Origin of the sequence: Tateyamaria rhodophyticola, assembly GCF_047777875.1 — a bacterium.
Classification (GTDB): Bacteria; Pseudomonadota; Alphaproteobacteria; order Rhodobacterales; family Rhodobacteraceae; genus Tateyamaria.
This window is the reverse complement of sequence record NZ_CP180519.1, coordinates 3,345,291-3,359,249: the sequence shown is the minus strand read 5'-3', so window position 1 is coordinate 3,359,249 and position 13,959 is coordinate 3,345,291. Positions and strand designations below refer to the sequence as shown.

The 13,959-nt window shown below is 62.4% G+C and carries 4 protein-coding genes; 2 read left to right on the top strand and 2 right to left on the bottom strand.

The genetic code is table 11. The annotated features are described in order from the left end of the window. The first annotated feature begins 8 nt into the window (after nucleotides 1-8). Together ACERHN_RS17985 and ACERHN_RS17980 are read left to right on the top strand one after the other, a co-directional pair. On the top strand, nucleotides 9-2,414 hold the full coding sequence (locus tag ACERHN_RS17985) for a GcvT family protein (protein ID WP_415920391.1): 2,406 nt from the start codon (nucleotides 9-11) through the stop codon (nucleotides 2,412-2,414). 127 nt (nucleotides 2,415-2,541) lie between these two features. Continuing rightward, nucleotides 2,542-3,135: a nucleotidyltransferase family protein gene (locus ACERHN_RS17980; RefSeq protein WP_415920390.1), complete on the top strand. Its 594-nt coding sequence runs from the start codon at nucleotides 2,542-2,544 to the stop codon at nucleotides 3,133-3,135. Here ACERHN_RS17980 and ACERHN_RS17975 read toward each other — a convergent pair. Together ACERHN_RS17975 and ACERHN_RS17970 are read right to left on the bottom strand one after the other, a co-directional pair. After that, nucleotides 3,119-4,996, bottom strand: a complete 1,878-nt coding sequence (locus tag ACERHN_RS17975; protein WP_415920389.1) for a Hint domain-containing protein — start codon at nucleotides 4,994-4,996, stop codon at nucleotides 3,119-3,121. The two genes, ACERHN_RS17980 and ACERHN_RS17975, sit on opposite strands and share 17 nt — an antisense overlap. Before the next feature lie 312 nt (nucleotides 4,997-5,308). Then, nucleotides 5,309-13,726, bottom strand: coding sequence for an Ig-like domain-containing protein (locus tag ACERHN_RS17970; protein WP_415920388.1), 8,418 nt, complete (start codon nucleotides 13,724-13,726; stop codon nucleotides 5,309-5,311). Nucleotides 13,727-13,959: the final 233 nt, after the last annotated feature.

Sequence of the window (13,959 nt, the reverse complement as noted above, 5' to 3'; positions counted from 1 at the left end):
GTCACAGAATGAAAACCCAATCCCGTGTCGTCGTTATCGGTGGCGGCGTTGTCGGCGCCTCCGTGCTTTACCACCTGACCAAACTGGGTTGGTCAGACGTCATGCTGCTCGAGCGATCCGACCTCACATCCGGCTCCACATGGCATGCGGCGGGTGGGTTCCACACGCTCAACGGCGACACCAACATGGCAGCGCTCCAGGGCTACACGATCAAGCTCTACCGCGAACTCGAAGAGATCACCGGCATGTCCTGCGGCCTGCACCATGTCGGTGGCGTGACACTTGCGGACAATCGCGACCGGTTCGACATGCTTCTGGCCGAACGCGCCAAGCACCGCTTTATGGGGCTGGAAACCGAGATCATCGGCCCGGATGAGATCCGCAAGATCGCCCCCATCACCAACACCGATGGCATTATCGGCGCGCTCTACGATCCGCTCGACGGTCACCTCGACCCATCGGGCACCACCCACGCCTATGCCAAGGCTGCGCGCATGGGCGGCGCCACGATTGAGACGCACTGCAAGGTGGAGGCCGTCAAACCCGCAGGCCATGAATGGGACGTGAGCACGGACAAGGGCACGATCCGCGCGGAACACGTGGTCAATGCCGCTGGCCTCTGGGCCCGCGAAGTCGGTGCGATGATGGGCACCTACATGCCGCTGCATCCGATGGAGCATCAATACCTCGTCACCGACGACATTGCCGAAATATACGACCGCGACACCGAACACCCCCACGTCATGGACCCCGCCGGCGAAAGCTATCTGCGGCAAGAGGGGCGCGGGCTGTGCATCGGGTTCTACGAACAACCCTGCAAGCCGTGGGCGGTGGACGGCACCCCGTGGGACTTCGGGCACGAACTCCTGCCCGATGATTTCGACAAGATCGCAGACAGCGTGGATTTCGCCTATAAACGCTTCCCCGTGCTCGAACGCGCGGGCGTCAAATCCGTGATCCACGGCCCCTTCACCTTTGCCCCCGATGGCAACCCGCTGGTCGGTCCCATCCCGGGCCGTCCCGGCCTGTGGTCGGCCTGCGGTGTGATGGCCGGGTTTTCCCAGGGCGGCGGCGTCGGCCTGATGCTGGCGCAATGGATGATCGAAGGCGAATGCGACCGGGATGTCACCGCCATGGACGTCGCCCGCTACGGCGACTGGATTGGACCGGGCTACACCCGACCCAAAGTGATCGAGAATTACCAGAAACGCTTCTCCGTCGCCTATCCGAACGAAGAATTGCCCGCCGCCCGGCCCCATGCGACGACCCCCATGTACGACATCCTGTCCGACCTTGGCGCTGTCTGGGGCCACCAATACGGGCTCGAAGTGCCCAATTACTTCGCAACCGGCGATGAGCCAACCTTTGAAACCCCCTCCTTCCGCCGCTCCGACGCCTTTGCCGCAACCGCGCGCGAGGTCAAAGCCGTCCGCAGTGCCGTCGGCATCAACGAGTTGCAGAACTTCGGCAAATACCGCGTCACCGGGCCCAATGCCCGCGCCTGGATCGACCACGTCATGGCCGGTCGCGTGCCCAAACCGGGCCGGGTCAGCCTGTCGCCGATGCTCTCGCCCAACTGCCGCCTGCTCGGGGACTTCACCCTTTCCTGCCTTGCCGAAGATGACTTCCAGATCACCGGCTCCTATGGCGCACAAGCCGTGCATATGCGCTGGTTCCACCAGCACCGGCAAGCGGGCGTGCATGTGGAAAACATCTCCGACACGCGCACAGGGTTCCAGATCGCAGGCCCCAATGCGCGCAAGCTGCTGGAGGCCGCCGGTGGCACAGATCTCCAGACCTTCCGCTTCATGGACGTCCGGCACATGACACTCGGCCAGACCGCGTGCATCGTCCAGCGTCTGTCCTACACCGGCGATCTCGGCTTCGAAATCTACTGCAACGCAATGCAGCAACGTCAATTGTGGTGGACCCTTTGGGCGGCCGGACAAACCCTCGGCATCACCCCTTTCGGCATGCGCGCCATGATGTCCCTGCGTCTCGACCGCTTCTTCGGCTCCTGGCTGTCGGAGTTTTCGCCCGACTACACACCCTTCGAAACCGGCCTCGACCGGTTCATCCCCATAGGCAGCAAGCCCGACTTCATCGGACGCGCCCGCTTTGCCCAGATGCGAACAACACCGCCCGCGCGCCAGCTTTGCAATTTCATCGTTGATGCGGAGGACGCCGACGTGAACGGCTACGAACCCATCTGGCACAACGACACCGTCGTCGGCTTCTGCACGTCGGGCGGCTTTTCACACCATACCGGGCACTCCGTCGCCATTGGCTTTCTGCCCACCAACAGGATCGAAACCGACCTTCAGGTCCATATCGAAATCCTGGGCCAGATGCGCCCGGCCCGGCGCGTCCAATCCCCCCTCTTCGACCCGGACGGCGCTGCGATGCGTGGCTGATCCCCGTCTCTGTTCCAGAAAATCCTGGGGGAGGCGCGCATGCGCCGGGGGCAAAGCCCCCTAAACATGGTGTCGCGCGTCAGCGCGCCCGCTGGATCACGCGGCCCGAACGGCATACCATGACGCCATGATGCCGATCCTGATCCTCGCCGCTGGCGCGTCGTCCCGCATGCGCGGCACGGACAAGCTGACCCTGCCCGTGCGTGGCGTGCCGCTCTTGCGGCACCAGATCGACACCGCCCAACACGTCTCGCGCGACGTCCGCGTCGCCCTTCCCCCGGCGCCGCACCCCCGCTATGCGCTGGCCCGGACTGCGCGGCAAATCCCCGTGCCGAATGCCGCCGACGGCCTGAGCGCCAGTCTGAGACAGCTTATAGATACGCTTGAATCGCACCACTCACATGCCATGATCCTGCTCGCCGACCTGCCGGAGCTGACGCCTGATGATCTCCGACAGGTGATGGACGGCCCACACACCGCACCCGATGCGCTGATCTGGCGCGGTGCCACACAGGAGGGCAAGCCGGGCCACCCACTCGTCCTCTCATCGGCACTGTTCGGGGACTTTGCCACGCTCACCGGGGACAATGGCGGTCAATCCATCATCGCCCGTCATACACAGCAGACGCATCTGATCCCGCTGCCGGGCCAACGGGCCCGGCGCGATCTCGACACACCCGAAGACTGGGCAGACTGGCGCGCCTCTAGCGGAGACGGTTGACCAGCAATTCCGCCTCATGCCGTTTCAGCGACAGACGCGCCGAACCATACGCGCCCAGACCGGCCAGCGTCTCCAGTTCCGGGAACAGCGACAGGATCTCGACGCGCTGCGTCTCGCCAATGCCTTTCAGCGTCCGGTCCGCCGGCTGGAAGCTCTCCGACCACGCGCCGTCGGCCAGCACAACCTCGTGCTGGTCAAACATCAGGTGCAGATAGCTGACCTGCGCCGTGGTCACGACATCCACACCATCCAAACCGGTCAAATGCTTGGCCGGCACCAGAACTTCCCGCTCTTCGAACATGACCTCGGCCAGATCGGAGGTGACCAGAATCCGGTGCTGCGGCGACACAAGCATGTCGCGCTCCGGCAGCCCCTTGCCCAGGGCACCTTTGCGGATCAGAACCGGCTGAAACTCTGGTGCCGCGTGCAGATCTGCCGCCCCCAGATCGCGCCGGCCCACCCAACGCAGCGGTTGCAGGCCATTGTCACGGGTAAAGACCTTGTCACCGGGACGCAGGTTTTCGACAGACACCTCGCCCTTCTGCGTCGCGATTTGCGTGCCGGGCGTGAAACAGATGATGATCTGTTCGATCTCGGAATAGGTCACGCGCCGCGCCACGTTGCCGTTGTCATCCAGCAACTCAACCAGACCGGATTCGGAATCCGGGCCATCCGGGATCACGTTTGCGCGCACCCCCGTCAGGTCGAGCACATCAATATCGGTGCCGTCCGCGTCCTCGCCCCCGATGATGTTGTGATTGCCGATGCCTTCGAAGGTAAAGCGGTCAGACCCCTGCCCCCCTTCGGCCAGATCGTTGTCGGGGCCCAGCGTGATCACGTCCTCGCCATCGCCACCGCGCAACGTGTCATCGCCCTGCCCGCCGGACAGGACATCCGCGCCCGCTCCGCCTTCGACAAGGTCCTGACCCGACCCGCCTTCGAGCGTGTCGTCGCCTTCGCCACCGTCCAGCGTGTCGTCGCCACCGCCGCCGATGAGGCTGTCATCGCCGCCCTGACCAAAGATCTGGTCCTGGCCCGACCCGCCGTCGATCGTGTCGTCGCCCGCCTCGATCGGCGTCACAACCGCGTCGTCGATCAGATCACCGGAGAAGGAAAAGCCGGAATTGGTATCGCGCGCCTCAAGCGAGAACTCGATGAACTCTCGGTTCTCGAACGACGCGCTGAACCACGCATCCTGATCGCCCGGATTGTTCTGCTCCGTGCCCGCCGCCGTCACCGTACCGCCACCCTGCGTGACGTTCAAAGACGTGTCGCTTGAAGTGGCAAAGGCGGTAAAGCTGCTCTCATTGAGGATCACAGCCTCCTGATCGCCGGGGCTGTTGCGGTCGAGGTCGTTGATCGTCGCGGTCGAATTGATCGCCACCGGTGTGCCCGTCGTGGCATTGGGGCTGTCGGGGATGAAGAATTCCATGCGGAACGACGCCGTATCGCCCGTCCCGTTGCCATTCATCAGGATTTCAGAGCCGTTGCCGCCCGAAAGGTCCACCCGCAAGTTGGGATCGGATTTCGACACCAGCACAATGCGCGCGGACACCTGCGTGCCGTCTTCCAGCTGCGTGACATTGCGGTAAACGGCGGAATCTCCCGCTTGGGCATTGTTGTCGGCACTGTCCCGCGTCACGAGGTTGTTGATGTCGATCACCAGCGGTGTGGCGTCCTGGCCCGGGGCCGTCCCTTCGCCCACATCCCCGAACAGCGTGTCATTGCCACCACCGCCGGAAATGCTGTCATCACCACCTTCGCCGGACACAAGGTCCTGGCCATTCAGCGCCGTGATCGTGTCGTTGTCGTTCGAACCCTGGATCGTGTCGTTGTTGGACGTTCCATTGAATACCGGCATAGCAGCTCACCTCACATTTCATTGTTATGTCCGGGCGGAGCAGCGCCCTTGGATGTAACAACCCGCGAGGAGTGGAAATAATTCAGATTTCGATTCAATTCAGGGGGAATTTATTACCGTTGGTTAACCTACGCCGAAATGTGGCACTTTCGTGCTGCATTGCAGCACCATACGGTAGCGTTAACGAAACAATGCGGTAAATTCCGGCAGATTGAACACGAAAAACGGGTGCGCCCCCGCGCCCCGTTCCCCGTGCCCCGCGCGAATCACGCGCGGGGGTCGCTGCATATAAGGGGGCCGAAGCCCTGCTGATTATTGCGTCAGCAGACGGGCTTCGTGCTTTTTCAGGCTCCGGCGTGCGGCGGTGTAGGCTTCGATCCCGTCTGCTGTTTCCAGCTCGGGGAACAGGGCTAGGATTTCCGCACGTTGCGCATCGCCCATCGCACCCAGTGTCATGTCGCCGGGCTGGAAGCTTTCGGTCCAGGCGCCATCCGACAGGATCACTTCGTGCTGTTCGAACATCACGTGGATATAGGTCGTTGCCGACACATCCACGACGTCGATGCCGTCCATGCCCGTCAGGTGCTTGGCCGCGACCAGAACTTCGCTTTCGTCGAAGTACAGCTCAGTCTTTTCACCCGACATCAGGACCCGGTGCTGGGGCGAGACAAGCATGTCACGCTCTGGCAGACCTTTGCCCAATGCGCCTGCGCGGATCAGAACCGGTTTGAACTGCGGCGCTGCCTCCAGCTCGGCCCCGGTCATCTCGCGCTGACCGACCCAGCGGATTTCCTGGATGCCGTTGTCGCGGGTGATCACCCGGTCGCCGACGTTCAGGTCTTCCACACGGCGCTCACCCGTTGGCGTCGCAATCAGCGTGCCGGGGGTAAAGCATGGAATGACGTCTTCGATGTCCGTGAACTCGAGACGACCGACTTCGTTGCCTTCGTTGTCAAAGTAAGTGACGAAGCCGTCAAAGCCGTTGCCGTTGTCGTCCGGATTGGTGAACGTCACCTGCAGCGAGCTGTTCGGCCCGGTCGAACCGGTCAGGTCCAGCGTGTCGAAGTCATCGCCATCGCCGCCACCGTCAACGGTTTCACCGGCGCTCACATTGACAAACAGGTCACGATCCGCGCCGCCGAACATGACGTCCGTGCCGCCGTTGCCGCCGTCGATGGTGTCGTTGCCGTCACCGCCGTCGATCGTGTCGTCGCCGGTCGCCCCGGTGATGCTGTCGTTGCCAGCACCGCCATCCAGCGAGTCGTCGCCTGTGCCACCGTCGATGACATCGTCACCATCGCCGCCGTCGATCGTGTCCTTGCCGTTGCCGCCAAAGATCGTGTCGGCACCATCGCCGCCTTCGATGAAGTCAGCGTTCAGGCCACCGTCAATCAGGTCGTCGCCTTCGCCGCCGTCGATGATGTCGCGACCCTGATCACCGTTGATGGTGTCATTGTCGTCGCCGCCATCCAACACATCGTTGCCGGTGCCACCTTCGAGCGTGTCTTCGCCGGTGCCGCCGATCACGGTGTCGTTGCCCTGACCACCCAGAAGGCTGTCATTGCCCACACCGCCATCGACAAGGTCATCGTCGATTTCGCCGTCGATAGTGTCGTTGCCCTCTTCACCGAAGAGTTCATCGTCATCATCGGCACCGGTGATGAAGTCGTTGCCTTCGCCACCAAAGACCGTGTCCTTGCCGTTGTCCGGCACAGGGTCCGCCGGGAACAGCGGGTTGGACCCGTCGTCCTCGATGTTCAGCTGGTCCAGACCCAGATCGGGGTCATTGCCGGCAAAGATGGTGTCGTCGCCCACGCCGCCCGTGATGAGGTCATTGCCCTCGCCGCCGACGATCCGGTCTGCGCCACCCTCAGACGGGTTGGTCGTGTCATCACCGTCGATGATATCGTCGTCGATACCGCCGTCGATCACGTCATTGCCGTCGCCACCGATGATGGTGTCCGCGTCGTCCCCGGTCGAGATGGTGTCGTCACCGTCGCCGCCATCGACAAAGTCGAGGTCGTTGTCGGGCTCATCATCCGCCGCAAAGCCGAACGGGAAGCCGGGGATCGGCGTGCCGTCGTCATTGGGGAAGCCGAGGTCCGGTGCAAAGTCACCATTGCTGGTGTCGATCACATCGTTGCCGTCGCCACCGTCCACGGAGTCGTTGCCGTCGCCACCGTCAATGGTGTCGTTGCCGTCTTCGCCGTTGATGGTGTCGTTGCCGTCGCCGCCTTCGACATCGTCATTGCCCGTTCCGGCATCGACCAGATCCGCACCGTCACCGGCCAGGATCGTATCGTCGCCACCGCCCGCTTCGATGATGTCATCATCTTCGGTGTCGGGGTTGTTCGGGTCAAAGATGTTGTCCGCGTTGTCGACAAAGTCGCCCTCGGGATCGCCGTCATAGTCTTCGTCGATCAGCTCACCATCGTCGGTGCCCGACACGATACCGTCACGCGGATCGTCTTCGACCGTGATCAGGACTTGCGCGGTGTCTGTCAGACCCTCTTCGTCCTGAATGGTGTAGTCGACCACCGCCACACCTTCGAACCCGTCATTGGGCGTAAAGGTGATCGTGCCATCCGCATTGACGTCCACGGTGCCATCATCGGACGTCGCCGTCAGCACTTCGATATCATCGCCATCGACGTCGAAGTCGTTGCCGAGCACCGCAACCGTCACCGGTGTGTTGAACGGTGTCGTGTCGCTGTCATCGACCGCTTCAGGCGCGTCGTTCACCGGCACCACGTTCACATCGACCGTTGCCGTGTCTTCGTTCCCGTCGGGATCCTGCACGGTGTAGCTGATGGTGGTCGGGCCGTTGAAGTTTTCGTCCGGCGTGAAGGTGATCGTGCCATCGGGGTTGATGTCCACGGTGCCGTTGGGCGACGTGGCCTCTGTCACGGTCAGGTCCTGACCGTCGGGGTCCGCATCGTTGTCGAGCACTGCGATATCGACCGGCGTGTCTTCGTCGGTTTCCGCGATGTCATCCTCGGCCACCGGCGCGTCGTCCACGGGGTTCACTGTGACAGTGATCGTGCCCGGCGTCTCGTTCCCATCGGGGTCCGTTGCGACATAGGTGATCGTGTCGGTCCCGTTGAAATCCGGGTCCGGCGTGTATTCGATCGTGCCATCAGGGTTCACCGTCACGGTGCCGTTCTCGGCCACAGGCGTGCCTGCGATCTCCAGCGGCTGACCATCCGGGTCTTCGTCGTTGGCGAGCGGGTCGATGGTGACAGGGGTGTCCTCATCGGTTTCCGCCAGATCGTCTTCGGTCACCGGTGCGTCGTCCACGGGGTTCACGGTCACAACCACGTCGGCTGTGTCGTTGAGGCCGTTGCCGTCAGTGATGGTGTAGGTGATCGTTGCCTCGCCGTTGAAGTCTGGCGCAGGTGTGAACACCAGCTCATCATCGACAATCTCGACGGTGCCCTGATCGGCAGGCACGGTGGCCGAAACCACGCTCAGCGGATCGCCATCGGGATCTTCGTCGTTGTCGAGCACGGAGATGGTGACAGGTGTGTCCTCATCCGTCGTGGCCGTGTCGTCTTCGGCGATGGGGCTGTCATTGACCGCACCCACGGACACAACCGCTTCGCCTTCATCGGTGCCACCGTTGCCGTCGGAGACGGTGTAGGTGATCGTGGCCGGACCGTTGAAGTTCGGCGCCGGTGTGAAGGTGACGGTGCCGTCGCCATTGTCGACCACGGTGCCCTCGGAGGGGTCCACGCTGAGCGATGCGATGGTCAGATCGTCGCCGTCCACGTCGCTGTCGTTGCCCAGCAGGTCAACAACCACGGCCACGTCTTCGTCGGTGGTCTCGATGTCGTCCACGGCAACCGGATCGTCGTTGACCGGCACCACGGTGACGTCAACCTGCGCACTGTCCGTGCCGCCATTGCCGTCGGTGATCGAGTAGTCGATGGTCACGTCGCCGTTGAAGTTCTCGGCAGGTGTGAACACCAGCTTGTTGTCGACGATGTCCACTGTGCCCTGGTCCGCAGGAACCGACGCTGCCGTGATGATGAGGTCGTCACCATCAGGGTCTTCGTCATTGGCCACAACGTCGATGGTGACGGGCGTGTCCTCATCGGTGGTCTCGCTGTCGTCGATGGCCGTCGGGCCGTCATTGACCGCGCCGACATTGACCAACGCCTGACCTTCGTCGGTGCCGCCATTGCCGTCATCCACGGTGTAGGTGATCGTCGCCGGGCCGTTGAAGTTCTCCGCAGGGGTGAACACCAGTTCGTTGTCCACGATTTCCACAGTGCCCTGATCGGCTGGAACCGAAGCGTCCAGGATCGTCAGGTCGTCGCCATCCGCGTCCTCGTCATTGTCGAGCACATCGATGGTGACCGGCGTGTCCTCATCCGTTTCCGCGATGTCGTCCACGGCGATGGGATCGTCGTTGACGTTGTTCACGGTGACGGTGACTTCGGCAACATCGGTTCCGCCATTGCCGTCCTCGATGGAGTAGCTGATCGTCGCCTCGCCAAAGAAGTCCTCGGCGGGGGTGAACACCAACTCGTTGTTCACGATGTCGACGGTGCCTTGCTCGCTGGGAACGGAGGCGGCTGTGATCGTCAGATCATCGCCATCCACGTCGGTGTCGTTGTCGAGCACGTCGATGGTGACGGGTGTTTCCTCGTCGGTTTCAGCCACATCGTTGACCGCATCGGGTGCGTCATTGACCGGGTCGACAGTGACAGTGATCGTGCCCTCGGTCTGGTTCCCTTCGGGGTCTTCCGCGATGTAGGTGATCGTGTCCGTGCCGTTGAAGTTCTCATTCGGCGTGTACTCGATCGTGCCATCGGGGTTGACCGTGACGGTGCCGTTCTCGGCCACAGGCGTGCCCGAGATTTCCAGCGGATCGCCATCGGGATCGCTGTCATTGGCCAGCGGGTCGATGGTGACGGGTGTGTCCTCATCGGTGGTCGCCGTGTCGTCGACTGTGACCGGCGCGTCGCCTTGCGGTGCCACGTTGATCGTGTGGATCGCGCTGTCGGTGCCGCCATTGCCGTCGGAGATCGTATAGTTGATCTCGACCGGGCCGTTGAAGTTCGGCGCAGGTGTGAAGGTCACGGTGCCGTCGCCATTGTCGTCGAGCGTGCCTGTCGACGGGTCGGCCAGCGTGGCCTCGGTCACGGTGAGGTCGTCGCCGTCCACATCGGTGTCATTGGCCAGCAGGTCAACGGTGATGGCCACGTCTTCGTCGGTGGTGTCGCTGTCATCGACGGCATCAGGTGCGTCGTTGACCGGGTCCACGGTGACAGTGATCGTGCCTTCGGTCTCGTTCCCATCGGGATCGGTTGCGATGTATGTGATCGTGTCCGTGCCGTTGAAGTTCTCATCCGGCGTGTACTCGATCGTGCCATCGGGGTTGACCGTGACGGTGCCGTTCTCGGCCACAGGCGTGCCCGAGATTTCCAGCGGATCGCCATCGGGATCGCTGTCATTGGCCAGCGGGTCGATGGTGACGGGTGTGTCCTCATCAGTGGTCGCTGTGTCATCGACGGTGACTGGCGCGTCCTGCACCGGGTTCACGGTCACGGACACCTCGGCAGAGGATTCCTCGCCCGACGGATCTTCGACCGTGTAGGAGATGGTGACGTCGCCGTTGAAGTCCGGTGCCGGTGTGAACACCAGCTCGTTGTTGACGATGTCGACGGTGCCCTGATCCGCAGGAACCGTCGCATCGGTGATGGTCAGTGTGTCGCCATCGGGGTCTTCGTCGTTGGCCACAACGTCGATTGTGACGGGCGTGTCTTCGTCCGTTTCCGCGATGTCGTCGTTGGCGGTGGGGCCATCATTGACAGGGGCCACGTTGACGGTTGCGGTGCCTTCGTCGGTGCCGCCATTGCCGTCATCCACGGTGTAGGTGATCGTCGCCGGGCCGTTGAAGTTTTCGGCAGGGGTAAACACCAGCTCGTTGTTCACGATCTCAACCGTGCCCTGGTCCGCAGGAACAGTGGCCGAGGAAATCGTCAGGTCATCGCCATCCGCGTCCTCGTCATTGTCGAGCACGTCGATGGTGACCGGCGTGTCCTCATCCGTTTCCGCGATGTCGTCCACGGCGATGGGATCGTCGTTGACGTTGTTCACGGTGACGGTGACTTCGGCCACATCTGTGCCGCCGTTGCCGTCCTCGATGGAGTAGCTGATCGTCGCCTCGCCAAAGAAGTCTTCGGCGGGGGTGAACACCAGTTCATTGTTCACGATGTCGACGGTGCCCTGTTCGCTGGGAACGGAGGCGGCTGTGATCGTCAGATCGTCGCCATCCACGTCGGTGTCGTTGTCGAGCACGTCGATGGTGACCGGCGTTTCCTCGTCGGTTTCGGCCACGTCGTTGACCGCATCGGGTGCGTCATTGACCGGATCGACAGTCACGTTGACGGTGGATGTCGATGTCTCACCGCTCGGATCCGTGACCGTAACAGTGAAGCTGTCGGTCCCGTTGAAGTTCGGGTCCGGCGTGTAGGTCAGCGTGCCGTCGGGGTTCTGCGTGACAGTGCCGTTGTCCGGCTGGGTAAAGCTGTCGACCTCCAGCGGGTCGCCATCCGGGTCCACATCGTTGGCGGTGGGGTCGAATGTGACCTCGCCGTCCTCGTCCACCGTGATGTCATCATCATTGGCGGTGGGCGCTTCGTTCTGTGGGTCGGTCAGGATCGTTTCGATCTGGCTGAATTCCAGGACCGAGCCGTCCTCGAAGGTGACCGTACCGGTTTGCGCGCCGGTATCGGTGCCATCGTCGGTGGACACGATTGTGACCTGACCCGCGCCGCGCAGGTCCAGGACGTCGTTGTCTGTGGTGTCATCGGGGCCATTGCCGCCCTCGATCACGTCGCCATCAGCATCGGATGCATTGTCCACGATGAACGTGTCATCGCCGCCTTCGCCGAACATGGCGTCCGCGCCGGCACCGCCGGTGATGACGTCATCCCCGCCCTCGCCCGCACCGTCTTCGAGCACGTCAAAGAAGATGTCGGTGATCACGATGCCGGAGTTGTCGCCGCCATCCTGGTCATGCTCGACCACGATCTTGGACACAGGACCCGCGATGGACACCTGTACGTTGTAGTCGTCGGAATCGGTGTCGTCATAGCCGCCATTGCTGTCGGCCACGTTCCCGTTCACGGTCACATCGGAGCCGCCCGTCAGCGTCACCGGGATTTCATTGCCGTCCGCGTCGAACGCGGTCACGGTCACAACGCCGTCGCCATCAAGGTCGTTGATGTTGAAATCAACGTTGCCAACCGGCTCGGAGAACGTCCACTGGAAGTCGCCGTCATTGCCCTGACCATTGGTCACGGACCGCAGGCCGGTATCGTCATCCACAGTCTCGCCGCCGCCGTCGATGCCATCGGTGTTCAGGTCATCGTCGCTGAGCGAGCTTTCGTGGCTGCCGGTGTCGGTGATGCGCTCATAGGTGACCGTGACCGAACCGGTGTTCTGGTCAACGGAGGTGTCGACCTGCCCCTCGGACACGTCTTCCCAGTTGAAGCTCTCGCGGCCCACGACTGTGACGCCGCCGCCGTCCATGTTGTCGCCAAAGATGGTGTCGTCACCGTCCATGCCGTCAATGGTGTCGTCGCCGTCGCCGCCCTTGATCAGGTCGTCGCCCGCAGCACCGGTATCATCCTTGAAGTTGCCGTCGCCGAACAGTTGGTCGTTGCCTTCGCCGCCGTCGATTGTGTCATCGCCGGAGCCGCCAAAGACCGTGTCTTCATCCTCGTCACCAAACAGGACGTCTTTGCCCTGCCCGCCGTTGATGTTGTCACGGCCAGTGCCGCCATTGACCAGGTCGTCATCGGCAGAGGCCCACAGGTCATCATTGCCCGAACCGCCGTCGATGGTGTCGTTGCCGAACGAGGCTTCGACCATGTCGTTGCCTGCGCCGCCCAGGAACACGTCGTCGCCGAAATCCGCGCCGCCCAATGTGTCGTTGCCTGCGCCACCATCAATGGTGTCGTTGCCGGTGCCGCCAAAGATACGGTCCGCGCCGCCTTCGCCCTTGAGCAGGTCGTTGCCTGACCCGCCGTCAATGCTGTCTTTGCCGGAGCCACCGGACACATCGTCATCACCAGCGCCGGATTTCACGGTGTCGTTGCCACCACCGGCGAGAACGATGTCATCCTGCGGCGCTTCGCCGGGCAGGATCGCGTCGTTGTTGTCGATCTTGTCGCCTTCGGGATCACCTTCGTAGTCCGCGTCGATCAGATCACCCGCGTCCGTGCCTTCGACGATGCCGTCGAGCGCAGGCGCAAACTTGAGGTTGTCGATGGCACCGGACCCGCCCAGGATCACATCCATGCGCGCCACACCTTCGACGTTGAAGTGCACTTCGCGCTGGCCGTTGTTTTTCACGCCGTGCACATCGACGGTTTTGATCCACTTGCCGTCTTCGTCATAGAATTTGACCCAGGCGCTTTCCTCGATGTCGAGGAACGTCAGCGCTTCGACAGTCGAAGGCTGATCAAATTTGAAACGCAATGTGCCGCCATCCGCGTTGTCATCCGGGTCGTGGCTGTCGCCGTCCTCGGAGATGATCAGGACCTTGCCCAGGTTGCTCGTCGCGAGGTCACTGTCACCGCCTGTGGGATTGGCCGTGTCGAAGATCATCGCCTTGTTCGATCCGCCAATGGCAGAGATCGTCACCCCGTCGGCCTTGAATTCGTCATCAACCACTGTGCCGGCTGCGAGATTGTTGAAATCAATAAACTTGGTCATGGAACGGATCTCCTAGGCGTCGTTGCGTGCGGCGCGCAACGCGGCCGGGTAAAAAACAGAACGGATTGGATTGGGCGTGGCCCGGCAGTCATCACACGCCGCACGGTCCCCGTAGGCGGTTTGCATCTTGATATGCGACACTGGCCACATGAGCCGTCTCCATCATTCACTACACTCGTTACCCATGGACGACGATGTTCGTTTCCACTGGCGACCGACGAAACGTGTGAATT

What these genes read in the sequence shown, in the direction of transcription:
- ACERHN_RS17985 (WP_415920391.1), top strand. Translation starts at nt 9, where the DNA reads ATGAAAACCCAATCCCGTGTCGTCGTTATCGGTGGCGGCGTTGTCGGC.
- ACERHN_RS17980 (WP_415920390.1), top strand. Translation starts at nt 2,542, where the DNA reads ATGATGCCGATCCTGATCCTCGCCGCTGGCGCGTCGTCCCGCATGCGC.
- ACERHN_RS17975 (WP_415920389.1), bottom strand. Translation starts at nt 4,996, where the DNA reads ATGCCGGTATTCAATGGAACGTCCAACAACGACACGATCCAGGGTTCG.
- ACERHN_RS17970 (WP_415920388.1), bottom strand. Translation starts at nt 13,726, where the DNA reads ATGACCAAGTTTATTGATTTCAACAATCTCGCAGCCGGCACAGTGGTT.